Raw genomic sequence first — 25,927 nt, 5'->3', positions numbered from 1 at the left:
TGCTCCAGGTTCTGGTAGGCTCTGCTGACGGTAATGACGCTGCAGGCCAGATCGCCTGCGAGCGCCCGGATCGAAGGAAGCAGCGTGCCCGGCCTTAGCTGACCGCTGACGATAAACGAAAGGAGCTGCTGCTCGATCTGATGATAAATCGGCTCCCGGCTTTGTTCGGATATTTGTATCGGCAGTCGGATGGCCCGTCGCCTCCTTTCTCAGGGAAGATCGATACGTTCCAGCCGCCGAACAAGACCCCGCTGAAATGCGATGATGCCGATAACGCCCGCGCACAGGGAGATAACGGCAGACCAGAACGGATTCCCGTTCACCATTTCGAGCACGTGTAAAAAAACCGGCTTATTCAGCAAGTAGTTCAGCAGCAGATCCGCTCCGATAATGACTATGACCATTCCAATGGAGACCAGGTGGATCATCTTGGCCTTCGCCCCGTACTCCAGAAAAGGATGCAAGCCGCAAATCGCGGCCGCATAACCGGTCCAGACAAGCGCGAACGACAACAAATGAACAATCGGTCTAGTATCCGATAGCACCGTCCAGCCCACGGCAACGAATACGATAACAAATACGGCCATCGAGACTACAAAACAAAGCAGCATATACAGCATGCGGCTCCAGGCAATAACCGGCAGCGGGATCGCCCACATCCGATAAAACCGCAGCCTTTTCAGAAACGGTTCATCCGTCAGCGAATTCCAGGACATGTATTCTCTGGAGAACGAAAGCGCTCCGAGCGCCGGAAGAGCGGCAAGCAGCAGCAAATCTGCGACATTCAAAAACGTCAGAACGTTATCCAGTGACAAGTCGTCCCTTTCAAACCGCATCAGCGCCTCTACCGCCACAAGCGCAATCAGCAGGGAAGCAAACATATTCATCGCCAGCGAAAGATAACGCTGCTTGAATTCATACCAGGCTATCGGCCAAGCATCGCGCAACATGACTATCCCTCCAATTAAACGGTTCCGCGGATAAAGCCGACCGCATCGATCCCGAAATAAGCGGCAACACAGGCAACCACAGTCCAGAACACCAAAGCGATCGTCATCCAGAACATGACGGCTCCACGCGGGGCTTTAAACGCCATAGCGAAAGCGGCGGCAATCTCCGTTCCGATAAACAGCGGACCGATAACGGCAAGTCCGGGCAGACCGTACTTAACGAAAATATGATAGGCGCGTTTTCTCTTCTTGCTGTCGGCCTCTTCATTCAGAGCGGCTCCCTTTCTGCGGTTGCGCCATACGTTCAGCTTGTCGAATAGAAACACGACCAGAACGACGACGAGCCAATTGCCCAAAAACGCAAGAATTCCGGATGCTACAGGGTTAAGCCCCAACATAACGGCGAAAAACGCGACGATCGCCGATTCAACCCAGGGCAGGGCCGACAGGACGAATACTGCCAAATAAGACCACTTATCCAAATACTCCATAATCATGCGAAAATCCTCCTCGGTTCACGTAAGTGATATACTGTGTATGTGTACATGTGTTTATATCTATATACACAGTACATCACAGTTCGGCAGTTGTCAATCATCCGAACCCGCTCATTGCAACATTTTTTCTTTTCCCGTAATACCAGTCATTCCGGCAGCACAAAAAAACCTCCAATCCCGGCCAATGCCTAAGGTTTTGGAGGTTCTCCCCACTTCGTTGTTATTCGCGGCCTATCATCCGCCGGATCGCCGCTTTCACCTGCGCCGCGTAAATGCCGTTTCCTCCGGGCATTCCGAGATGCGCATCGTCCACTTCGCGGGCGAAGCCGATACTTCGATCCGGGCCCCAAGGGGAGCAAAATAAGAGTCGATGGGACCCTCTATTGTCGGCATCTGGGGATGTCCGGGACGAATAGAGGCGGTTTGCACACGGTTTGCACCCCTTATTTCAACCAACGGATGGTTAATGCACCCGTTTCGCGGATTTTAGCAGTCCCAAACAAACCGCTCTTATTTCCCCAGCCAAGCCGATTTCGGGCGAAATAAACGCTACAAACCGCTCTTATGTACACTTATGTACACTCCTACGTTCTCCTGCACCCTAATTAAATAAACCCGCACCAATGTGCGGGTCGCCTACCTATTTATACAAGCATATCCTTTATTCCAAAAAATCTTTCAGACGCTTGCTGCGACTCGGATGTCTTAGCTTGCGCAGCGCCTTCGCCTCGATCTGGCGAATCCGCTCGCGGGTAACGCCGAACACCTGCCCCACTTCCTCCAGCGTACGGGTCCGCCCGTCATCCAGGCCGAAGCGCAGACGAAGCACGTTCTCCTCCCGCTCGGTGAGCGTATCGAGCACGTCTTCCAGCTGCTCCTTCAGCAATTCGAAGGCAGCCGCATCCGGCGGTGCCAGCGCATCATGATCTTCGATAAAGTCCCCTAAGTTTGAATCGTTTTCTTCGCCGATCGGCGTTTCCAGAGAAACCGGCTCCTGGGCGATCTTCATAATCTCCCTGACCTTTTCGGCCGTAAGATCCATAGCTTTCGCCACTTCCTCGGGCGTCGGCTCGCGGCCGAGCTCCTGGAGCAACTGCTTGGACACCCGGATAAACTTATGGATCGTCTCGACCATATGTACCGGGATCCGGATCGTTCGGGCCTGATCGGCAATAGCGCGGGTAATGGCCTGACGAATCCACCATGTGGCATAAGTGCTGAATTTGAATCCTTTAGAATAGTCGAATTTCTCGACCGCTTTCATAAGCCCCATGTTGCCTTCCTGAATCAAGTCGAGAAACAGCATGCCCCGGCCGACATACCGTCTGGCGATGCTGACTACGAGTCTAAGATTCGCTTCGGCCAGCTTTTGCTTCGCTTCTTCGTCGCCTTGGACGATTCTTTGGGCAAGGTCGATTTCCGCTTCGGCAGAAAGGAGCTGAACGCGCCCGATTTCTTTCAGATACATACGAACAGGATCGTTGATATTCGTGCCCGGCGGCAGTGTCAGGTCGTCTGCGAAGTTCGTCTCTTCCCCGGAAGAAGCAAATCCCTCTTTCACCTGTTCCAGCGTAATCGCTGTCTCCGGTCCCGGTTGACGATCGTTGTCTGTCATACGGCTCCCCCCAACCTGGATAGTTCATCTTGTCAACTAGGAACTGGGATCGTTCTCCATTTCCGGTATTGACAATTAATTTAGCATATGGTACTGTAAAGTAGAACAGTAATGAAAATTTGATGATCCCAATCAGCTATACCCTCGATAATAACATAGTTTCCAATCGAAATCAACCACAAACTTTCAGCCTTCTTCCTGTTGCAGGAGGGAGGCTTTTTTAGATGCCTTTTAGCTGCCGGTTCCCTCTATTTCACAAATCGAAAACGGGCTCAATCCGATTCACAGCTTGTCTTTCCTTATGAAAAGCTTCAAGTCGAAATCGTTTCTGCGATGAAAAACAAAAAAACCATAACCATACAAGATGGTTACGGTTGAGCTTCGCTTCCTGCGCACGTTCCATCACTTTTGGATTATTCCGATTTCCCGCCGCTTTCGGCAACGATTTTATCGGCAAACCCTTTGATTGTCGAACAGCCCAGCAGGGGAGGCTTGGATACGCACTTCAGCATAAGCTGACCGGTTTTTCCGTCCCAGGCGTATTGGAAGCTAACCTGCATCCCTGCAACCTTTACCGTAAACGTTCCCGAGGGCGTGCTCGGAATCGTAATGCCTTTTTGTTTCCCCAGCGTCTGGAGCGAGCGGAACACAGCAGGCGTCACGTTTTTGTATTTCCATGGAAGACAAGATGCCATCGCAGTTCTTCCCCCTCATACCGAATATTAACCATCATATGAGGGCCCGCTTGTTCAAAGTGACACTTGTTTCCGTTATTTTCTCCGATTGTTCATCATATAGCCGCTTCCCGGCTGCAGCGGAATGACTCTCGCTTGCAGCTGGCGCGCGATCTCCTGCAAAGGAGCGCTGCACGATCCGCATAACCTGCGTTCCCGCACCGGGGCGCCGCAGCATTCGCACGGATAGGTAAGCTTGCGGTAAAACCACGAGATCCGGCCTTCTTTAATAAAGCTATGAACGGACGCCAAAGGAACCTTCGCCATGCGGCTTACTTCTTCGGTTGCCGAATCGGGATATTTCCATAAATAATCGAGACAGCGGCTCAAATACGAATCTTGAGCGGCGCTGCAATCGCTGCATATGTTGCGGAAATTTTTCCGGTAGACGGAGCCGCAGTTCGGACAATGATCCACTTGTACACTCACCCGGCATCATTCCCTTATCAATAAGTAAAAGGTCCTGCTACTATTTTACTATATGGACAGTCATCCTACAATAGAACTTATGAACAGGCACGTTTTCCGGATATAAAAAAGTCCTTGCTTGGCGCGCGTTACAGCGGCTCAGCAAGGATTTCCTCTTATACGTTATATATGCCGTGCAGTGCGGCAACGGAGGAGACTCCGTTTTATTGGCCGCCTGCGTAGCCCTTTACCGCCTTTACCTCATACAGGCTATGGGTCCGGTCGATAATGTGGTCCGGCTTCGGCTGGCCTCTGCTCTGACGGTGGCCCTCGATATGAACCTCGCTCGTCTCCCAGCCTTTCCACGCCGCTTCAGACTCCCAGCGGATCAATATCATGACTTCCTCGTCGCCTCGCCGGGTCTTCTTCACCGTAATGCTCATATCGATAAAACCTTCCGACTTCTCGATATGTCCCGGTCCGCTGAAACGGTCGACGACCAGCCCTGACGTCCCTTCTTTCACCGTAATGGTTATCGTCTCAAAAAACATGGCTTCACTCCTCACCCAAGTCAGCTTGCTTCTTTTCTATTATAATGACAATGATATTCATTTTCAACAAGACGTCTACTGCGGTTTTACCGCGATTTCGATTTTCTCGATGCGAACCTCTTCCGTAGGCTTGCTGGCACCGTATGCCGACAGTTCAACCGGCGTGGCGGCGATGGCCGTAACGACTTCCATGCCTTCCGACACCTTGCCGAAGATCGAATAGTTCGGATTTTTATTCAAATTATCGCAGTTCGCCCCCGAACAGACGAAAAACTGGCTGCCGTTCGTATCCTCTCCGGCGTTCGCCATCGCGACGGTCCCGATCTCATATTTGTGGCCGTTGTCCAGCTCGTCCTCGAACTCGTACCCCGGTCCGCCTCTTCCGGTTCCGGTCGGGTCGCCGGTCTGAATGACGAACGATTGGATAATGCGATGGAACAAGACATTGTCGTAAAATCCGTCCTTGGCCAGGAAAACGAAGTTATTGACCGTTTTCGGGGCGTCTTTCGCAAACAGCTCCACCTTGAAGCTCCCTTTGGTCGTTGTGATCGTCGCCTCGTACGTTTGCTCTTGATCGATTGTCATTGCCGGAGGAGCGTCGTAAATTCGCCCGATCCGGATCGTTTCCGTCTCGCCGAAGTATTTGACAGGCAAGCCCAGCGCTTCGCTGACGAAACGGATCGGCACATAAGTCGTCCCCTCGTAGATAAAGCTGCTTTGCTCCGTTTTCTTCTCGACGCCGTCAAACAAAAAACGCAAATTTTTAAAATACACGTCGATCGATGTGCTCGTTCCGGACGCCGATACGAAAGTGAGGGAGAATACGACGCCGATGATAATGCCGATTGCGATTCCTTGCAGCTTGTTTTTCATTCCGATCCACCTTTGATCCTGTTTTGTTCCATTACGGACATCTTTGGTATTCTTCACGAGCGGCCGACTTCCCTGCCGCCGGCTGCATGCGGACGCAAAAAAGCCGCCCTTGTCAGCAAAGGCGGCATACCAGCCGGCCGAGAACCCTGCCGGTAACTAGAACGTATTGTAAATATTATCGCATTCGCCCGGCTTGGGCTCGTAGAAGCAGTGCAGCTTAAACCGGCCGACAAGAGGCTGATTGTACCACGTAGGCGGGCAATCGCCCTCCGGTCTGAAGTACCACAAGCTGAACTTGCCCGGCCAGCTCCGCTCCCCGTTAACCGACCGTTGCGCCAGCCGTTTCTCGCGGTCTCTCGCCCGCTGATAAAAATATCCGTGCTGAACCGCTTCAAAGGCGTGGGGCTGGTAAATCATTTGCGGGATCGTCCGCAGCCCTTTAAAATCGGAACAGTTCGCCCGGATCCGGTTGATGCCCACATTGCCGACCAGCATCATGCCTTGCTCGCCTTCCCCTTCCGCTTCGGCGCGCAGAAGTCTTGCAAGCAGATCGATATCGTTGGCCCTTGCTTTGACGACAGCCATTCGTACACCTCGCAGACGTTTTTATTCTACAACCATCATATTACGCTAATCGCCCAAGGGTGACTGCCTATCGGCCGAAAGCGGCGGAAATTGCTTCGCGCCTTGTGTCAAACTGCTGTTTCCGGGTAATTTATAAGCATCGATTATGACCAGGTACTAGGGAAAGTTAGTACTTAGAAATCCGGAGCCAAGCGGATACAATAAGATCAAGAGGACTTGATATGTTACTCCACTAAAGCTTCAGGGAGGAATCGCCATGAAAACCCAATCCTTCGGCTACAATGCAGGATACACGCTCGGCTGCAGCTCGCTGCTCGCTTCTCTCGTCTATTTCTTCGCCTCCAATTGGGGCTCGCTGGACCGCTGGCAAAAGTTTGCCCCGATCATGATTCTGCTTGCGGCCTTGTACGGCTTGTCCGTCTATTTGGCCGGACGTCCGGGACGGCAGTTTCTAAGCCGGCTCTCCCTGTTCTCCTGCTGCATCACGTTCGGCGTCGCGCTTTTGGTCATCGGGCAAACGTACAATTCGCATGCCGACAGTTACGCCCTGTACGCCGTCTGGTGCGCAGCATCGATCGTATTCGCCTTACAGGTCAATTGGCAACCATTCACCGTACTCGCTTATATTCTCGGTACGCTGGCCTACTGGCTGTACTTTTTTCCGAATACCGGTTTTGTCGATTACGAGGACGTTGAAGCGATCGGCATCTTGTCTCTGCTCGCTTTCATTAACGGACTGCTTTACTATCTCGTCCGGACGAACCGGCTCCGGGGCGCATTTCTGGCAGCGACCGCTTTTACGGTATTAAACGGGATCGTCATCCTGCTCTCCAACTCGTTTGCGTTCGAGGATTACGCACAGATATTCAATGTTGCGGCGGTTGTTTTGTTCGCCGTATGGGTCCGGCTTTTCATCCGGGAAGCGAACCAGCCGTATTTGCTCGGAACCGGATTGTTCGTGTCGGTGTATCTCATTATGAAATATATCGAGCTGCTTCTTCATTTCGAAGCCGGCGAATCGTTTTTCATCCTGTCGCTTCTGTTCGCCGGGCTGTTTATATGGGGCAGCGCGAAATGGATACAATACGTCAAATCACTCGTTCCTCCGGACGATGCCGAGGGCGATGAGGAACAGAAGGAAAACGGCAAAGCGCTCCGGCATTGGATCGTCAGAGTGCTTTCGATAACCGCTATTTTCGTCGGAACGGTGATCGGGGCCGTCAGCCTGATCGGTTTTCTGATCCTCGTCTTCGATCTCGATGAGCCGTTAAACGTATTAAACAGCGCCGGGTTGTTTCTGACGATCGCCATGATGGCCGCGCGCAAGCTGAATCCGGTAATCCGCTACTCGTTATTTTCGATCGGATTATGCATCGGCGTAGGCTCCGCCCTGTTCGACGAATTTACGCTGCTCCTTCTCGTCTACCTGGTTGTTTGCGCTCTGATGTTCACATTCGCGACAGGACTGGCAGAACGTTCGATGTTTTTTGCGGCAGCCGTTACGATCGCGGGACTATGGCTGTTTATGCTGCTTGACGATACCGTGCAGGTGCTGCTTCTCCTGACTTGCGTCATGCCGGTTATCTCCTGGCTGCATCGCTTCGTACCGGTCGGCACGTTCCGGTCCGCCATGCGCTGGTGCGGGTATTACTCGTTTTTGACCTTGTTCCTGCTGCTGACTTTTGCTTCACAACGTTACGAGTACGATCTGCTCTATTTTATCGTTCTGCTCGCCTGTATCGTCGGTGCGCATCGGTTGGGCGAAAGGGCGGCATACCGGGTCACCTTCGGATTTTGGACGTTGTTCGTCTTCTGGAAATATTACGATACCGCGTGGAAGCTGCTGCATAAGTCGTGGAGCCTCGCGCTCATCGGCTGCCTCCTCCTGCTGGTCACCTACTGGCTGGAACGGAAATTCCGGAACGCTCCCGAGGAACGGTTGTCTGATATCCGACCGCGTGTCCGCTCGTTCTGGATGGCGGCTGTAGTCGTCGCCTGCCTGATGCTGTTGTCGGTCCAGATCGGCCGGAGCGAAACGATACTGGCGCGTGGAGAGACCGTTTATCTGGAGCTCCTTCCTCTGGACCCGCGCTCTTTGCTGCAAGGAGACTATGTACAGCTGCGGTATACCGTTTCCGAGCCGTTCGGAAGAGATTGGACCGGCAATACGCCGGAGGAAAGCGGCAAAGTATCCGTTGTGCTGGCCAAGTCGCCTTCCGGCGCGCATCAGTTCAAACAGCTGTACGACAAGTCCTATGCGCTCCAGCCGGGCGAAGTGGTGCTGAACGGCAAATGGAGAAGCTGGCGGACGATCGAATACGGCATCGAGCATTTCTTCGTTCCGGAAGGAACGGGCATGGACGTGGAACGGACGGCGAAATATGCGGAAGTGAAAGTCGCTAGCAACGGCGACGCGCTGGTCGCCCGGCTGCTTCCGGACCTGCCTTGATCGAATACCGGTTTTCGGGGAGGGCCCAAACATGCTCAAGCAAGCGAAGTTTTGGCTTCCGGTCGTGTACGCCGCTGTCATTTTGTTTAATCTATCGGGTGCCGACGATTACAACATCGTGTTATTTCTGACAAGTCCGCCGCTTTGGTTGCATGAAGCAAGCGTAACGGTACGATCGTACGTCCGAATTCCGCTGGCCGGTTATTACTTGATTACACTGCTGTTCTGGCTGATTGCCGGATGGGGCATAGACGGAATCGCAAACAAACTGAGGAAGAGAATCAACACCAGAAACGAATAGACGCAACACCCTGCCGGCCGTATAAAAATACCGTCAACGACGGCCTAACCGACAAAAGACGCAGCTACCACCGCTTCTCGCAAGCGATGATGGCTGCGTCTTTATTTTGCCGCGTCCGTTCCGACAGTGATCGACCCGAATGATTACTTCTTCGCCCCGGCCCCGATCAGAATACGCTCGATTTCCTTATACTTCCGTTTGGCGGCGTGTTCCAGAGCGGTTACTCCGTCTTTGTCGGGAATGTTCACGTCCGCTTTATAATCGACCAGCAGCTGCACAATCTGCTGGTGCTTGACGCCCCCGCTGCCCAGCACGACGGCTTCCATCAGAGCCGTCCAGCCGAGCCGGTTGATATGATTGACGTCCACATCCGTCATCGTCAACAGCTCCTTCACGATGTCCACATGGCCGCGTTCGGCCGCCGGAATCAAGGCTGTGCCGCCGTACCGGTTAGTCAGTTTCGTATCCGCCCCCGCCTCGATCGTCAGCTTCAAAATTTCCAGAAGCCCTTCGGCTCCGGCGTACAGAAACGGATTGTCCTGCCGGTCGTCCTGAATATGGATGTTCGCTCCAGCCCCGATCAGCGCTTTTACCGTCTCCGGCTTATTGCCGTGCGTAGCCGCCATAACGGCGGTGCGGCCTCTGTCGTCCCGGGCGTCGATCGCCGCGCCTTGCAAGAGTAATGTTTTGACAACGCCGGTTTCCCCGCGTTCCGCCGCTTCGATCAGCTGTTTGCTCATTTCGCCGGCGCTCCTTTCGTCTTGTGGTGCCGCCACAGGCGGTGCGGGCGTTTCGTTTGGCTGTTGCAGCGTTGGCGTTTCATTCGGCGGCTGCGGAGCTTCCGCCTCAATCCGCTCCCCGCCGCCCGGTCCGCTTGGTGCCGGAGCTGTCTGACAACCCGCCAGCATGACGGATAGCAGCGTAATAATCCCTATTTTATGCCAGATGTCCAACTGACCCGCCTCCTCATTCTGTTGAAAAAGGACCTCCGAGGAGATCCTTCTTCCCGAACGTTGTCCGGTCGGTTGTATGCTTATCCTTACTTCGTTGTAACGGTCACCTGATCGGCGGAAGCCCAATCGCCCGAAGCCGTCACTTTATAAGTCGTGTTCGGCGCAAGCTTTGCTCCGTTCGTCAAATCGAATGTACCCGCCGCACCTTTACGGCTTTGGAACTTGTACATCGCGGTAACCGCGGTTCCGTCTTCGGCGGTAAGTGTCACGCTGCGAAGCGCGAACAGCTCGTCCTGCGGATCGGCGCTCAGCACGATCTCGACCGACGTCTCGTTTATCGCGGTTGCCGACTGGATCACTAGCGGAGCCGCCGATTCGGCCTTGAAAGTCGGCTCTGCAATCGTCGACCAGTCGGACGATACCGTATAGGTTACGCCGGGTTTTAATGTTTCGCCGGCTGGCAGCCGGTATTTCGGAGCTTGACGTCCGTCGGTCGCCTGCGTAAACGGCACGTACTTCGCCTCGATCGGTTGTCCGCCCTCCGGCGTGATCGTTACAGTTTTGTCCCGCAGCGAGGAGATGATCGCATACGTTTTGCCGTTCGCCCGGTTATTTTCGTCTAGAGTAAGCTCTTGGCCGTTGCGGCTGCCGTAGTAAGCTTCCACCACATAACCATAGTCCGCCGTTCCGTCTTTTAGCAAGGTTTCGATCTCGAACGTATCGCTGGTCACCTGACGGGCCGTACCGGTCGGAATTTTGTTCGTTACCGCTTCGAACGTACCGGCGGTTTTGCCTTTATACGACATCGTATACGTTTTCCCTGGCGCTTGTACCGTGACGGGAACGATATACGTGGAGACGGCTCCGTTTTTTAATTGCGGCACATTCAGAAGCGCCATATCGTTGTCGAAGTTGAAGTTTTTCTTCGCCTGATCCAGGTTAACGTCAGCCGCCGTAAGCGGCGCGGAGAACGTAACCTCAAGCGTTACCGGGTTGAGCGCCTTCACGCTCGTCACTTCCGCATTCGCGGAAGGAAGGTGCGGGATCGACTTCCAGATCAGCTGCGCCGCTTCCCCGCGGGTTACCGCCTTGCCCGGGGTATAATCGGTCACCCATTGTTGGACGATCGACGGTTTTTTATTAAGCGATGCCGCCACAATCGATACGAGATCCTGCTGAGTCACTTGCGCTGCAGGCGCGAACTTGCCGTTCGTGCCGAGCTTCAGTCCGTTATGGAGAAACGCCTGTACATACGACGCGTACCAGTCCGATTCGGCAATGTCGGAAGGCAGCGGAGCTCCGTCTGGCTTCGGCTGCAGGCCGAACGCGGTTACCGCCATTTTGGCGATCTCGGCGCCGCTCAGCTCGCGGTTCGGTCTCAGGGTTCCGTCCTCGTAGCCGGACAGCACGTTCAGCTTGATTAACCCTTCGATCGCGCTGCGGTAGGAGCCTGCTTCGGACAAATCGCTGAGCGCGGCCACGATTGTCGTGTCAACAGCTGCAGCTTGGGCATGATATGGAATAAGCGACGCGGAGCCGATGACAGCGGCCGCGAAAAGAGTCATAAGCGGTTTCTTCATTTCGAATTCCTCCCGGTTTATAATGATTGCGACTTCATGCATTCATCATAACGGACAATTCTAAACTCGAAAGAAACCGGAGATTAAATATTTATTAACTGTTAGTACGAGTTCAAAACTCGATGTCGATTAGGCTTCCTGATCTGCTTCGTGATCAAAAGTGGACTTTTTGAACAACCTCTGTCAGACGGAGAACCGGTAACCCGCGCCCCATACAGTCTCGATGAACTGCGGCGCGGACGGGTCGGACTCGATTTTTTCGCGGATGCGGCGGATATGGACTGTTACCGTGTTGTTGTCGCCCAGCGAATCGGCCCCCCATATTCGCTCGAACAACTCGTCCTTGCTGAACACCCGATCCGGATGAACGGCGAGAAACGTAAGCAGATCGAACTCCTTGGCCGTAAAGGTTACTTCCCGTTCCGCTACGAACACGCGGCGCGACGCCGTCTGAATCGTCAGATTGCGGATACGGATCTCGTCGTCCGCCCGTTTTTTGCCGACCAGTCTTTCGTAACGGGACAGATGGGCTTTGACGCGGGCGACGAGCTCGCCCGGGCTGAACGGCTTGGTCATGTAGTCGTCGGCGCCCGTGCCGAAGCCGCGTATTTTATCGATTTCCTCTTTCCTCGCCGACACGATGACGATCGGAACTTCTTTGGCGCTTCTGATGCTCCGGCATATTTCAAAACCGTCGATCCCCGGCAGCATCAAGTCGAGCACGATCAGATCGTAATCCCCTTGCAGCGCCTTCTCCAGCCCTTCGCGGCCGGTATGGCACATGTCGACGCGAAAACCGTTTAATTCGAAATAGTCTTTCTGAAGCTCAGCTATGCTCGTCTCGTCCTCAATGATCAATATGTGCTTCATCGTGATCGACTCCTACGTTTCTTCGCAAACATGAAATGTGATTGAAACAACCGTGCCTTCACCGGGTTCGCTTTCCACGCCGATCGAACCTTGATGGCCCTCCACGATTTGCTTGGCGATCGACAACCCGAGACCGCTTCCCCCGGTCCGCATATTGCGAGACGAATCGGCTCGATAAAACCGGTCGAATACGGAGCGGACCGCATCTTCAGCTATGCCCGGCCCGTTATCCTCGATCGTCAGCTTGAGCTTGCCGGCTTCCTCCGTCAACGTAAACCGAATTTTTTTGTCCGGCTTATCACAGAATTTGATGCTGTTCTCGACAATATTCACAATGGCGCGCTTCATCTTGTCCGGATCGAGCAGGACGAATGCCGGAGCACCGCCCTTGCCTGCCCATTCCACCTGAAACCCTTGCTGCTCCAGTTCGAAACGCAGCTCTCCCACGAGACCGTCGATAAACGCCCGCAGGTCGGTCCGGACGAAATCGAACGGCACCTTTTTCAAATCAAGCTTCGAGTACAGAAACAGTTCGTCGATCAGCCGGTCCATCGCTACCGCCTTCGTGTAGATCGTATCGACGTATTTGTCCATCTTTTCTTTCGTGTTCGGCACGCCGTCGCGTATCCCTTCAATGTACCCTTTGATCGTCGTAATCGGCGTTTTCAGATCGTGGGAAATGTTGGAGATCAATTCTTTGCGGTTGGCCTCGTACTGGAGCTGCAAATCGACCGATTCCTTCAACTTGCGGCGCATATCTTCGAATTGCTGGCTGAGCTGGCCAATCTCGTCCAGGGACTGGGCCTCGACCCGAAAATCCAGGTCGCCCTCCTTGATCCGGGCGGCGGACATACGCAGCGTATCGAGCGGCTTGATGATCCGCCTGGTGATGAAGAAATACAGCATCACATTCGCCAGCACCAATACGACAAACAGCAGCGAGATAAGCAAAGGCAGCAATTTGCTGGTCAAAGCCGCAAACGGGCTGAGCTCGCGGATCACGAACAAGCTCCCCCGGGACTGATCGGGCAGGACGAAGTCGTATTTGGCGTAGCCGTAAAACCGGTCTCCGATGTTGACCGAGCTGCGGATCCGGATATTGTCCAGCTCGTAATCGGGCAGCACCCGCTCCACGCCGGTTCCTTCCAGCTGCGGTGAGGCGAAGTCGACATCGCCTTCCTTGCGGATCAGCAGCGTCGATTTCGCTACGCGGAGCTGAAACTCGTAATCTTTCTGAAGACTGTCATCGTACAACTTCTCGGGGCTCGTCTTCGCGATATATTTTAAATCCATGTACAAGCTTTCCTGCTCCGGGGTTAAAGGCTGCAGCGTAAAATGGATCGTATAAAACGGCTTGAAGCTTCTCGCGTCGCCCGTGACCGCCAAGGCGACCAAAAAAGCCGTCGTAATAAAAATCAGGATCGTCACGACGAGCACGAGCGTATAGGATACGATAATTTTGGAGCGTACGGACATGGCGGACCTCCCTTGCTGTAAGTTAGCTACTACATTAGCACAAGGGAGGGGAGGAAGTATAGAGAGGGGATGGCGTTCGAATGCGTTGCAAATTGTTCAGAAGGCTGATTCTAGTGCGGTCGTCTCGATTGGGGCCGCAACGATCGCAGGCAAATCCGCACGGATCTAAACGATCCGTGCTTCTGCCTCCTCGACGGCTTGCTCCGTGCCGGTCTCGTGAGAGCGGTACACCGCGGCGACCGCGGCAGCGACGCTTTGGCCGTATCGGCCGGATATTCCCGGCTCATGACCGTTATCGATCGCATCCAGCAGGTCGTCCCATTGAGCCTGGAACGCGCCGGGCTGATGATCTGTAACGATCAGTTCAAACGATTTGTTGTCTTTGTCGCTGATCCACAGTTTGCGGCTGCCCTCAATTTTTAATTGACCGTCCGTAAACAGCAGCTCCGTTTCGTTCGTCATCACGTTGCGGTAACCGCTCAGCGATAGGTTCGCGGCAACGCCCGAATCGGTCTTCATCTGGAGACTGGCGCTTCCCTCCACATCTCCCCGGTCTCCGAGATACGTCAGGCTCGCCTTAACGCTCGTTACCCGGCTGCCGGTCAACCATTGCAGCTTGTCGATCGAATGGCTGCCGATATTGATGACGATCCCGCCTCCGGACTGCGCTTTGTTCAGAAACCAGGACGGGCGGTCTTCGGTAAAATAATCGCTCCATCTCCGGTCGATCATCATCACGAGCTTTCCGAGCCTCCCCGACTCGATAATCTCCTTCGCTTTCCGGTTCACCGGATAATAATGCTGCATATGTCCGACCGCGAGCATAATGCCGCTGGCGCGCGCCGCTTCGTTCATCTCGATGCATTCCCGGACATTCATCGCCATCGGCTTCTCGACCAGCACATGACATCCGTAAGAGGCGCACCATATGGCAGATTCCTTGTGCAGGAAATGAGGCAGCGTGATGACCGCAATATCCGGCTTCTCCGTCAGCACCATCTCTTTATAATCTGTATACACGGGAATTCCGTACGCGGAAGCGACCGACTCCGCCTTGCGGGGGTCGATGTCCGCTACGGCCGCAAGCTCGGTTCTTCCGTTTTCTTGCAGCGTCTGCAAATGAATGCCCGCAATTTTTCCCGCTCCAATGACGACTGCCCGGTAGGGTCTCATAATCTCGCTCCCTCTCTCCCAGTAGTGTTGAGAACGGCCGGAAGCCGCCAGCAGCGCTGACTCCCCCGGCCGATCCAGTGAAGACGGTTCTGTGCAGAGGCGAACCGCCGAACTTCCTATCAGCGATTCAACCGCTCGATATTCGGTATGGCAAACGTATGCATTCCCGGCCCCGTCCACGACTGTCCGGGATAAAACATTTGACGCGACGAGCCGTCCTCCGCCATCTCGAACCCCGGGTCGTGCTCCGCCGGAACAATCAGCGTCTTCCCGTCCTGGCGGCGCACGTCCCCGATTTTAAAGCCGGTTTTGTTCCCCTCCGGATGACGGATAAGGATATAGCGGCCTTTCGCCTGTTCCGGTACATCTTGATCAGTCACAAACGCATCGAACGGATCGCCCTTCGCCTTGCGCCATGTATCGCGGATCGTGCCGGATACGGTGCCCGGACCTGTCATTTTCCGATCGCCTTTTTGAAGCAGCGTGCCGCCTGCAAGAGACATATCCCGCACTTCTCCGCCCGTCAGCCGGATCAGGCCCATCTCTCCAACCATCGTCACATCGCCGGTCGTCAGAGGCTGCTCCGGGTGATTCGGATTGCTCAGCAGGATGTCTGTCGTATCCCCGTAGGTGACTCGGACCGCTACAGCGCCCTCGGGCGCCCCGTCCAGCGGCAGCCGCTCGACTGTCTCGATCCGGGCAGCCCGATCGCTGTACGGCTCCATCACGGTCGTAAAGGTGCTGCTCAAGTTCACGCCTTCGCGCCGCAGCACCAGCTTCGGCATCGTGTACTTCACCGCTTCGTCGTTATTGTCCTTGCTGCTGCCAAGCATGCGGATGGACCGAAGCGAAGGGGAACGCCCAAGATACAGCTCGTTATCCCCCGGTTCCAGCAGCCCGAAAATGTTCAGCTTCGATTGCGGAATCCCGTTACGTTCCGTTACGAGGGTCACCGCGTATTGATCGCCGTCCAACTGCGCCTGCTTCACATCCCGGATATAGATATAACCGGGGTAGAAGCCTTCCGCGCTGCCGCTGTCGCTGTTGCTCACCGGCTGCACGACTTTCGTTCCCGGAGGCAGCAAATACGTACCGTAATCGGTAAGCGGCATATCCGTCGCAAATTCCGCATCGCGGTTTGCGTCCCCCTGCAGCGTATACTCGTGGCGGCTTCCCCCCTTGACGCGGAACAGATCCAGCACGTAGCCCTGCTCCCCGCTTCCGTCCGCGAACGGCACGAACCACGGCTCCCGGCTGTACGCCTCCGTCACCCCATACGCCGAAGCGTAATCGGCGCGCATCGCCTGGAATAAGCCGCCCTCCGTTACAAAAGCCTCGACGTTGCCGCCTTGCTTCGCCTGTGCGCCGTTCACCATATTCGCGCTGTCGACCACAACCGTGTTATGACCCATCGTGGATAGCGCGAACCAGCGGTAAAACGTATTGTGCGTATAGCCGAGGTCGGGCAGCAGCTCCTGGCCTTGCGCATACAAGCTCAGATTAAGCGGATCGAGATGCGCATGACCGTATTTCGGCTGAAAGCCCATGTACAGCTGGGTTTGACCCGGTCCTTCGCCTCCGGCCAGACGGCCGATTTTGCCAGCCGGCAGCAGGAACGAGCCGCCATTGATTATCGGATCGGCCGGCTTGCCGTTTGCCCACGTATCGGTGACCGGCAGTACGTTCCCGTCCGGATAGACGAGCTTGTTGCCGTTCTCCACCGCCCGGCGGATGATCGGGAACTGCTGCTCCATATCGAGATTGTCGAACCGGATGCCGGTACGTGGCGATACGTAACCCGGCGGATCGCTCCAGCCTTTGAGCTGATCCGCCACCTGCTTCAAGCCGTTCACCGTCTGCAGGTGGTAACTCGGAGTCACCTCCTGCCAGTAGCCGTCCGACAGGAACATGCGGGTCACGAGGCTTTCGATCAGCTCGACGACCCGGTGGATATAGTCCGGCTTCCCGAGCGCCTTGCCTACCTCGATCAGCCCTTTCCAAGGCTGAAACGACATATTGCCCAGATAGTCCGGATACGTCAGTACGAAATCCGCGGACGGAACGATCAGGCCCTGCACGATTCGTTCTTCTACGTCTTCTCCGGCTTCCTCGTTTAGAAGAGTAAACACATTCGTACGCTTCAACTGTCCATACGCCTTAATGAGCGGAGTGAGCTGGGTCAGATCGTTGTACCACCAGCGGTCCCATATGCCGCCCCAGTACGCGTACGGGGGACCCGACCGTTTGTCCGCCGACAAGTTCGCATGCAGATTGCCCGCCACCCGGTCGACGGTCGGATTGTAGCCTTCGTACGCCTTGGCGAATTCGTACAGCAGACGCGCCGCGCCCAGCGGGTCGGTCCTCACGAGCGCCGCCGTCTGGCTGATCGCCCGGGATTTTTGCAAATACCACAGATGCGCCGTTATATAGTAACGTTTGCCGGAAGCGTCTTCGTAGTACGGGATCGAGACGGTTTCGCCTTTCGCATTCGTGAGTACAAGCTCCTTGTCTTCCTTAAACCGGTCGTTCGGATAGACCGTACCGGTGCGGGGCGCCGTCAGCTTGAGCCCGTCCGCAGATAACTGGTACAGTCCGCCGCCCGGATACAAATCCGGCATCTCCGGCAAACCGACGAAGATAAACCCCGGCTGCGGCGGTATCAGCCTCTTAATCCGCTGAACCTCCGCCGACGGCTCGCTCCACGGGACGGGCTCGGCCGATGAATCCTTCGCCGCGCCGTTCGCCGGAGCGGAAGCGGCATACTTCGCATCGCCGGAGGCGGCCAGCATGTCGCGGTCGAAGGTCAGCACCGCCGTCCGGCCGGAGGACGCGGCAGGCGCCAGTACGAGCTGCAGATGATACAGTCCGCTGTTCTTCGGAGCCGGATGCCGGAAGTCCACCGTATACGCAGAGCCTTTTCGGCTGACATCCGCGTCAGTCAACTGCCGCCACGAGCCTCCGGGCTCTTTCCAGTACAGCTGCATGTCGGATGCGGACAGCTTCGCCTCCTTCCATGTGAACCTCAACTGTTTGGCGGTAAAACCGTTATCCACCAACAGCGCATCCTCCGGACGCCATGCGGCGATACTTCCCGGCTCAGCAGCCAGTCGATCCGGCAGCCGGCCCAGGAAGATGCTGCCCAGCCGATCCTGGTCCATCAGACTGACGCGCAGATTGGCCGTCGCCCCGTTCTGATGCCAATGATCCGACTGACGGACCGGCACCCAGGAGCTGAGCGGCTGCGTGTACAGATTGTGCACATGCACGATGTTCAGCTGCCATTCGTCGCCTTCGGCAAACTGGCCGCCGGCAGGCAGCAATTCGGAGAACGGGATCGCCGTCTCCACGATCAACAGATCGCTTGCGGCCGGCCCCCGGTCCGCCGTTGGTCCGGCGCCGCTTCCGCCGCTTTCTTGCCCCGATACGGCGTAGCGGAACGAGCGGATCATCCGCTTGCCCGTATCGGCGGAAAGGTTCGTGACATCCGGAGACGGATTCCAGATCGTGGATAAAGCGACCGGCGCATTGGCAGCCACCGGTATACGCGCGACATAAAAACCGTCATCCCGGCCAGCAGGCCGGACGATGACTTCGATATGCGACAGCGTATCCGCTTCCGAACGGGCAACCCATCCGCCGATGTACAAATAGTCTTTGTCGTAAACAGCCCGGTACTCTACGGCACGGGACAGCGAGCGGGCATAGTAGGCGGTCCTGAAGTCTCCGAGCACGGCCGCCCCGCTCCAGGCCGGATCGTCCCGGTTTCCGTCTATCGACGGAGCTTGCCCCGCCGGGGGAACGATCGCCCATTTATCCGTGTAAGGTTGGAAGGCGCCGTCCGGCAGCCGTCTGCCGTCCGTACGGTCGCTATACGATCCGATCGCTGTTGCGAGAATGATACCGATCATGAGCCATCCCCCGATTGCGGAGAGCAATCTCTTCGACATCCCGATCCTCTCCTGTCTGAAATTCCCCCAAAAGCAAGTTCGTTGCGGCAGCCGGCCGACCTGCTTTTGGGGGAGGCTTCAACCTGTCTCACACAAAGCCGCAAAACAGGCTGCGCCGTTTTCTAGTTCGCCGATACCTTTAACGCGTCAAACGGTATCGTATAACCCGTCGAACTGGCATGGTGCTGCCACAACGCCTCGATCCGCAAAACATGCGCCCCTTCCGCCAGCGCCCCCGTCTGGAACACGTCCTGCTTGTAGCGGATCGGCGAGCCGTAAAAGTCGATATTCCCTGCAAATACGCCGTCAACGTACACCGCGCCTTTGCCGCGCGCCGTATGAAGATCGGTGACCAGTACAGCCGATGTGCCGTAAAACGGAATTTCCACATAAGCGTTTTTCTCGAAAGCAAGCTTCATCGTACCGCCCGAATAAGCCGCGTAGGTGTACGTTCTCCAATCTCCCGTATACCTCACCATCGGATCATGATCTTCCATAACGGAAGCTTGCAGCTGCGAATCTACGATGGCGATCGCTGCCGATCCGAGGGATACTTTGCCGTGCGCATCGATCGCATACACCTTATACCAGCCGGCAGGTAATCCGCTCGTATTCAGCGATCCCGGAATGCCTGCCGCCGCCGGGGACGTCCGCCCGGCCGTACCCGCACCCGCCTGTTCGATCGCGCTGCGAGCGGCTGCCGTATCGGCCGGCACCAGATACAACGAACCGTTCCTTGAGCTCGTTGCAGCTACCTGCTCGCCTTGTACGAGCGGTCCTGCCGTTACTCCCGTAAGCTGGAATTCCGACTGGGTGACTTGCAGCGCATCAAAGGAAACGTTGTAGCCGGTCGAGCTCGGATGCTTCTCCCATAGCGCCTCAACGCGGATCGTGTGAATGCCTTCCTCCAGCGGTCCGGTATCGAACACTTCCTGCTTATAGCGGATCGGAGAGCTGTAGAAATCAATCGTGGCGGCATATTCGCCGTCTACGTATATGTTTCCTTTGCCTCTGGCGGTATGCAGATCAGCTATTAGCTTAGCCGATGACCCGTAGAAAGGAATATCCATATAGGCTCCCTTCTCCCGGCCCAGCATCATGGTACCGCCGGAATAGCTGGACAAGTTGAACCGTTCCCATTTGCCGACATAAGAGATGTACGGGCTTGTGTCTTCCATCCTCGCCAGATTGAAGGGCAGGACGATAATTTCTCGGCCCGGAGACACCAGACCGCTGTCGTTGATCAGGTACACTTTGTATTTGCCGCCGCTTATCGCTCCCGTGCTTAGAACTGCCGGCACGTTCGCCGACGACAGCGCCCTCGTCCCGTACACGCTCGCAGTCACCGTTTCGATCGCTTCCTTGGTCGGCGGCGTATCCGCAGGCACCAGATGGACGTACCCGTTGCTGTTGCCTGTCGCCTGCACCGGATCACCTTCCAACAGCAAAGCAGGCGTAACTTCAATCAGCTCCGGTGACAGACTCTCCATAAAAAGAGTAACATGAGCCGTCTGACCGGGAGCCGCAACGATCGCATCCGATACCGTCTTGGCATACCCGCCCCCGAACGCCGTCACCCGCTGAGTTCCGGATGGAATATGGGGGATCGTGAACGCTCCGCCGGCATCCGTAACCGCCGCAAGGTTCGTATAACCAGTCACATGAACCGTCGCCCCCGCCACCGGTCTGCCGTCCATTCCGTATACCGCGCCGGTGACCGAGCTGGTCAACGCAGGCGGCCCCCCGTAAACTTGGGCGCTTACCGTGCCGGTCAAGGAAAACGTATGATTCGCGGTCCAGGTGCGGCCGGGATAAAAGGCTTGCCGGGACGAACCGTCCGCCATTATTTCGAAACCCGGGTCGTGCTCGGCGAGCACAACGACCGACTGCGATCCTTCCCGCAGCACCTGCCGGACTTTAAATCCGGTAGCGCTTTGGTCGGGGTGGTTCACGATGACCGTTTGGCCTGCCGCCGATTCCGGTACAGCGGCGTCCACTACGAGCGCATCGTAGGCGTCGCCCTTCGCCATCCGTTTCGTACCGCTGACGTTGCCCGTCATAGCCAAACCCGATCCGGCGATTTGCTGATCGCCCTTCTTAAGCAGCGTGCCGCCCACTAGCGACATCTCCCGCACTTCCCCGTTGATAAGCCGGATTAAGCCCATCTCCCCGACCATCGTCACATCGCCGCTCGAGAGCGGCTGCTCCGGATGATTCGGATTGCTCAGCAGGATGTCCGTCGTATCCCCGTAGGTGACACGAACCGCCGCCGCGCCTTCAGGCGCCTGATCCAGAGAAAGCCGGTCGATCGCTTCGATCCGGGCTTGTTTCCCGCGGTAAGGCTCCATCACGGTCATAAATGTGCTTTGCAGATTCGTTCCGTCCCGCCTCAGCACCAGCTTCGGCATCGTGTACTTCACCGCTTCGTCGTTGTTGTCCCTGCCGCTGCCTCCAAGACGAATCGAGCGGAGCGACGGGGACCGTCCCAAATACAGCTCGTTGCTGCCCGGCTCGAGCAATCCGGTTATGTTCAGCTTCGCCTGCTCCTCGCCGCCGGTATTCGTCACCATCGTCAGTTCATACCGGTCTTCATCCAGCTGCGCCTGCTTCACGTCACGGACGTATATATAACCCGGATAATGGCCTTCCGCGCTACCGCTGTCGCTGTTGCTTACCGGTTGCACCACATTCGTTCCCGGAGGCAGCAAATACGGGCCGTAATCGGTAAGCGGCAAATCCGTCGCAAATTCCGCATCGCGATTAGCGTCTCCTTGCAGCGTATATTCGTGACGGCTTCCTCCTTTGACGCGGAACAGATCCAGCACGTAGCCCTGCTCCCCGCTTCCGTCCGCGAACGGCACGAACCACGGCTCCCGGCTGTACTCCTCCGTCACACCATACGCCGAAGCGTAATCGGCGCGCATCGCCTGGAATAAGCCGCCCTCCGTTACAAAAGCCTCGACGTTGCCGCCTTGCTTCGCCTGGGCGCCGTTCACCATATTCGCGCTGTCAACTACGACCGTGTTATGTCCCATCGTGGATAGCGCGAACCAGCGGTAAAACGTATTGTGCGTATAGCCGAGATCGGGCAGCAGCTCCTGGCCTTGCGCGTACAAGCTCAGATTGAGCGGATCGAGATGCGCATGACCGTATTTCGGCTGAAAGCCCATGTACAGCTGCGTTTGCCCCGGACCCGTTCCCCCGGTCAGTCGGCCGATTTTTGCCGCCGGCAGCAGGAAGGAGCCTCCGTTGATTATCGGATCGGCCGGCTTGCCGTTTGCCCACGTATCGGTAACCGGCAGCACTTTCCCGTCCGGATAGACGAGCTTGTTGCCGTTTTCCACCGCCCGCCGGATGATTGGGTACTGCTGCTCCATGTCGAGATTGTCGAACCGGATGCCGGTGCGAGGCGACACATAACCCGTCGGATCGCTCCAGCCCTTTAATTGATCCGCCACCTGCTTCAAGCCGTTCACGGTCTGCAGGTGGTAGCTCGGCGTCACTTCCTGCCAGTAGCCGTCCGACAGGAACATCCGGGTCACGAGACTTTCGATCAGCTCGACAACCCGGTGGATATAGTCCGGCTCCCCGAGCGCCTTGCCTACCTCGATCAGCCCTTTCCAAGGCTGAAACGACATATTGCCCAGATAGTCCGGATACGTCAGCACGAAATCCGCCGACGGAACGATCAGACCCTGTACGACCCGTTCTTCCACATCTTCCCCGATTTCCGCCTCGAGCAGATCGAACACATTCGTTTGCTTCAGCTCTGCGTAAGCTTTAATCAGCGGAGTCAGTTGGGGCAGATCGTTGTACCACCAACGGTCCCATATGCCGCCCCAGTAGGCGTACGGCGGACCTGACCGTTTGTCCGCCGACAGGTTCGCGTGCAGATTGCCCGCCACCCGGTCGACGGTCGGATTGTAGCCTTCGTACGCTTTGGCGAATTCGTACAGCAGACGCGCTCCGCCCAAAGGGTCCACCTTCGCAAGGGCGGCCGCCTGGCTGATCGCCCGGGATTTTTGCAAATACCACAGATGCGCCGTTATGAAATAACGTTTGCCGGTGGCATCCTCGTAGTACGGGATCGAGACGGTTTCGCCTTTCGCGTTCGTGAGCACTAGCTCCTTGTCTTCCTTAAACTGGTCGTTCGGGTACACGGTCCCGGTTCGCGGAGCCGTCAGTCTGAGTCCGTCTGCAGAGAGCTGGTACAGTCCGCCGCCCGGATACAATTCCGGCATCTCCGGCAAGCCGACGAAGACGAATCCGGGCTGCGGCGGAATAAGCGCCTTAATGCGCTGAACCTCGGCCGACGGCTCGCTCCACGGGACGTTGACGGCACGATTTTCCGGTCCCGGCGTTCCGCCGGCGGCGAACGCGGCTGTGCCCGCCGATACGAGCGCATCCCGGTCGAACGTCAGCGTGGCGATTCCTTTTAGAAACGCCAGCTTGGGCGAGAGCACCATTCTCAGCTGGTACGTTCCGCTAGCCAGCGGAGCCGGATGCTGGAAATCCAGGAGGAAGGAGCTTCCGTCCTCACTCCACGTATGATCGCCCAGACTTTGCCAAGACTTGCCGGGCTCCTTCCACATCAGCTCGACCGTGGACGTTTTCAGCGCCTGGCTGCCTAGTTGGCCGAGTCCTCCGCTTTGAAGCGCGGGCAGCGTCAAGACCAGCCTTTTCTCCGTATACCCGAGGTACAGCAGCTCCGTATTCGCTTCCTTCGGATGCCAGGGTAGCATCACCTTTCCAGCCTCCACGATCACCCTCGGAAAACTTGAGAAATAAATGCTTCCCATCCGGTCCTGATCGATTACACTTGCGCGAATCCTCGCACCAGGACCGCTCTCATGCCAATGGTCGGACTGCCGGACCCCCACCCAGGAGCTAAGCGGCTGCGTGTACAGATTGTGCACATGCATAATGTTCATTTGCCACTCGTCGCCTGCGGACACGCCCTCCGGCACGATCGAGGAGAGCGGAACGGCCGCTTCGACGACTCGTCTGTCCTCCTGCATCGACGTAGCGTGCGTAAACGACTGGATCACGTGCTTGCCCTCATCCGCCGATAAATTGGTCACGTCGGGCGACGGATTCCAGATCGTCGTCAAGACGGGAGCCTGCGCGGTCGGGAGCGGAATTTTCACCGTATAAAAATCGTTACCACCAGCGGCCGGACGAAGAAGAACCTCGATAAACGCCAGCGTATCCGCTTCCGTGCGGGCGATACTTCCGCCGATATACAGCTGGTTATCGTCGTACGCGACCCGGTATTCCGCATCCTGCGACAAGAAATGGCCGTAATAAGCCGTCTTGAAATCTTTGAGGCTTGGGGCGAGCCCCCACATCCATTCGTTCATCTGGCCGTCGATCACAGGAGCCGAATTCCACTCCGGCAGCACAGCCCACTTGTCGGAGTCGTAACGAATCGGCTGGGGGACTGCGGCGCTTTGGCCTCCGCCTGACGAATCTGCATGCGCGGCCGGAGCGGGGAACACCACCGATGACAGAAAAAGAGCGATTACGAGACAGACCAAGGTTTGGACTTTAAACCGTTTTCCCATGCCTCATCCTTCTTTCATTCCTAATTTAGGAAAGTGCGGTAGTGCTGACCGCTCACATTACTTGAACAGCTCCGCCAGCTTCTGATCGAGCTTCTCCCCTTCGCTCCGCAGAGCCGTGTTCATATCCTCCAGCCCGAGAACGGCTTTCTGGTACGCATTGAAAAAGAACGCATGGCCCGGAGACTGCGACCTCACCACATCCACGGACGTAAATTGCGACGGAGCGAACTTCTCCGGAAGCAGCGCCTTTACGTTTTTGTCTTTCAGGTAGGGCACCTCTTGACCGAACTCGGCCATCCCGGCCACGCGGTTTTTGAGCACCGGCAGCATCCCTTTGCGGGCCAGATGATTTTGGAACTCCTCCGACGTCAAATAAGCGATCGCCTCGAAAGCCTGCTCCTTATGCTTGCTCGTTTTGGTGACGTAGAAATATGTCGGATAAGTCTGCGCACCCATGCCCGGCTTATCCTTGAGCTGCGGATACGAGACGACGTCCCAGTTCAGCGTATCTTTGTAAAACGACAGTCCGTATACGACGAAATGCAGGAACATCGCCGCCTTGCCTTCCGGGAACAGCTTCTGCTGATTGCCCAGCGCCCAGTTTTGCGCGGTCAGTCCATTGCCCGGAATATTCGAGACGCCCGCCAGCAGCTCCATCGTTTTCCGGAACGGCTCGGACGTAAAGGCCGCCTTCCTCGTTTTCGGATCGATATACGAAGCGCCGAACTGGTTCAAGGCGAAGTTCGCCGACGACGACATCGCGAGGCCGTAATATTGGACCCCCCCGTCCGTGCGGGACATCCGTTTCGCCAGATCATACACTTCGTCCCAGTTCATGCCGTCCTTCGGCGGGGTTACGCCGAATTTGGCGAACAGGTCTTTGTTGTAGAACAGCCCCAGCGTATTCGTAAATACCGGCAACCCGTACATGCCGCCGCTTGCGAAGGAGCGCTGCAGCTCGACCGCCGTCGTCTCCAGCCGATTCAGATCGAATTTTTGACTGGAGATCATATCCGAAATATCGTTCTGCAAACCGTATTGAATGAGTGTATCGGCCTGGCCGATCGACATGAACATGACATCGATCGTATCGCCATTCGTAATCAGACTGTCAATCTTATTGCTCCCTGCCTTCAGATGTTTGACGGTCATATGAGGGAACTTGGCCTGGATTTTGTTTCCGAACGTCTCCATGAACGACTCGTCGTAGTCCGGGACCTGGGAGTAAAACACGAGCTCCACCGGCTCTTTTTTCTCCGGCGGCTTGCTTGCCTCCGGGCCTGCGGCAGAGGGGGCTACCTTGTCATTAGAGCAAGCGCTTACAATTAAACTGGAGCAACCTACGACTAAAACAGCCGCAAGCGAGGCAACCTTTTTTCGGACTCCCATTTTCTTCTCCTC

18 protein-coding genes and 1 pseudogene are annotated in these 25,927 nt (G+C 56.1%); 2 read left to right on the top strand and 17 right to left on the bottom strand.

Going from position 1 to position 25,927, the window contains the following annotated elements; translation table 11 throughout:
• Positions 1 to 17 precede the first annotated feature (17 nt).
• The 9 genes and pseudogenes from PV433_RS34180 to PV433_RS19870 all read right to left on the bottom strand — a co-directional run.
• Positions 18 to 113, bottom strand: a pseudogene (locus PV433_RS34180) (GntR family transcriptional regulator); the annotation flags it as partial.
• Between the two features lie 96 nt (positions 114 to 209).
• Positions 210 to 950: a hypothetical protein gene (locus PV433_RS19905; protein WP_332073798.1), complete on the bottom strand. Its 741-nt coding sequence runs from the start codon at positions 948 to 950 to the stop codon at positions 210 to 212.
• Positions 951 to 964: 14 nt separating this feature from the next.
• Positions 965 to 1,447, bottom strand: a complete 483-nt coding sequence (locus PV433_RS19900; protein ID WP_332073797.1) for a small multi-drug export protein — start codon at positions 1,445 to 1,447, stop codon at positions 965 to 967.
• Between the two features lie 661 nt (positions 1,448 to 2,108).
• Positions 2,109 to 3,062 (bottom strand): RNA polymerase sigma factor RpoD, encoded by a 954-nt coding sequence (gene rpoD / locus PV433_RS19895; protein ID WP_190928382.1) that lies wholly within the window; start codon positions 3,060 to 3,062, stop codon positions 2,109 to 2,111.
• A 413-nt stretch (positions 3,063 to 3,475) separates the two neighbouring features.
• The gene (locus PV433_RS19890) at positions 3,476 to 3,757 is read right to left on the bottom strand and encodes a hypothetical protein (RefSeq protein WP_190928380.1); all 282 of its coding nucleotides are present in this window, start codon (positions 3,755 to 3,757) and stop codon (positions 3,476 to 3,478) included.
• A gap of 75 nt (positions 3,758 to 3,832) precedes the next feature.
• A complete protein-coding gene (locus PV433_RS19885; protein WP_332073796.1) occupies positions 3,833 to 4,225 on the bottom strand; it encodes a flagellar protein in 393 nt (130 codons plus the stop codon).
• 203 nt (positions 4,226 to 4,428) lie between these two features.
• The gene (locus PV433_RS19880; RefSeq protein ID WP_332073795.1) at positions 4,429 to 4,755 is read right to left on the bottom strand and encodes an antibiotic biosynthesis monooxygenase family protein; all 327 of its coding nucleotides are present in this window, start codon (positions 4,753 to 4,755) and stop codon (positions 4,429 to 4,431) included.
• Positions 4,756 to 4,830: 75 nt separating this feature from the next.
• Complete coding sequence (locus PV433_RS19875; protein ID WP_332073794.1) at positions 4,831 to 5,628, bottom strand: peptidylprolyl isomerase; 798 nt, start codon at positions 5,626 to 5,628, stop codon at positions 4,831 to 4,833.
• Positions 5,629 to 5,784: 156 nt separating this feature from the next.
• Complete coding sequence (locus PV433_RS19870) at positions 5,785 to 6,213, bottom strand: cell wall hydrolase (RefSeq protein WP_332073793.1); 429 nt, start codon at positions 6,211 to 6,213, stop codon at positions 5,785 to 5,787.
• 256 nt (positions 6,214 to 6,469) lie between these two features.
• Here PV433_RS19870 and PV433_RS19865 point away from each other — a divergent pair, with 256 nt between their 5' ends.
• Both PV433_RS19865 and PV433_RS19860 read left to right on the top strand, forming a co-directional pair.
• On the top strand, positions 6,470 to 8,662 hold the full coding sequence (locus PV433_RS19865) for a GDYXXLXY domain-containing protein (RefSeq protein ID WP_332073792.1): 2,193 nt from the start codon (positions 6,470 to 6,472) through the stop codon (positions 8,660 to 8,662).
• A gap of 31 nt (positions 8,663 to 8,693) precedes the next feature.
• Positions 8,694 to 8,963 carry a hypothetical protein gene (locus tag PV433_RS19860; RefSeq protein ID WP_332073791.1) on the top strand — a complete coding sequence of 90 codons (270 nt, stop codon included), beginning with the start codon at positions 8,694 to 8,696 and terminating at the stop codon, positions 8,961 to 8,963.
• A gap of 143 nt (positions 8,964 to 9,106) precedes the next feature.
• Here the strand turns inward: PV433_RS19860 and PV433_RS19855 are convergent, their stop codons facing one another.
• From PV433_RS19855 to PV433_RS19820, 8 genes are all read right to left on the bottom strand, one after another.
• Positions 9,107 to 9,916 carry an ankyrin repeat domain-containing protein gene (locus tag PV433_RS19855; RefSeq protein ID WP_332073790.1) on the bottom strand — a complete coding sequence of 270 codons (810 nt, stop codon included), beginning with the start codon at positions 9,914 to 9,916 and terminating at the stop codon, positions 9,107 to 9,109.
• A gap of 86 nt (positions 9,917 to 10,002) precedes the next feature.
• Positions 10,003 to 11,496 (bottom strand): S-layer homology domain-containing protein, encoded by a 1,494-nt coding sequence (locus tag PV433_RS19850; RefSeq protein WP_332073789.1) that lies wholly within the window; start codon positions 11,494 to 11,496, stop codon positions 10,003 to 10,005.
• A 183-nt stretch (positions 11,497 to 11,679) separates the two neighbouring features.
• On the bottom strand, positions 11,680 to 12,366 hold the full coding sequence (locus PV433_RS19845) for a response regulator transcription factor (protein ID WP_332073788.1): 687 nt from the start codon (positions 12,364 to 12,366) through the stop codon (positions 11,680 to 11,682).
• Between the two features lie 12 nt (positions 12,367 to 12,378).
• Positions 12,379 to 13,842, bottom strand: a complete 1,464-nt coding sequence (locus PV433_RS19840; RefSeq protein WP_332073787.1) for a sensor histidine kinase — start codon at positions 13,840 to 13,842, stop codon at positions 12,379 to 12,381.
• 165 nt (positions 13,843 to 14,007) lie between these two features.
• Positions 14,008 to 15,015, bottom strand: a complete 1,008-nt coding sequence (locus tag PV433_RS19835) for a Gfo/Idh/MocA family protein (RefSeq protein WP_332073786.1) — start codon at positions 15,013 to 15,015, stop codon at positions 14,008 to 14,010.
• A 119-nt stretch (positions 15,016 to 15,134) separates the two neighbouring features.
• Positions 15,135 to 18,962, bottom strand: a complete 3,828-nt coding sequence (locus PV433_RS19830) for a heparinase II/III domain-containing protein (RefSeq protein ID WP_332073785.1) — start codon at positions 18,960 to 18,962, stop codon at positions 15,135 to 15,137.
• Positions 18,963 to 19,084: 122 nt separating this feature from the next.
• A complete protein-coding gene (locus PV433_RS19825; protein WP_332073784.1) occupies positions 19,085 to 24,526 on the bottom strand; it encodes a carboxypeptidase regulatory-like domain-containing protein in 5,442 nt (1,813 codons plus the stop codon).
• 57 nt (positions 24,527 to 24,583) lie between these two features.
• Positions 24,584 to 25,915 (bottom strand): ABC transporter substrate-binding protein, encoded by a 1,332-nt coding sequence (locus PV433_RS19820; protein ID WP_332073783.1) that lies wholly within the window; start codon positions 25,913 to 25,915, stop codon positions 24,584 to 24,586.
• Between the last annotated feature and the right edge of the window lie 12 nt (positions 25,916 to 25,927).

Source organism: Paenibacillus sp. GYB004, from assembly GCF_036577605.1.
Classification (GTDB): Bacteria; Bacillota; Bacilli; order Paenibacillales; family NBRC-103111; genus Paenibacillus_AB; species Paenibacillus_AB oceani.
Note: the sequence above shows the minus strand (reverse complement) of the source record. Positions and strands in the feature narration are given on the sequence as shown.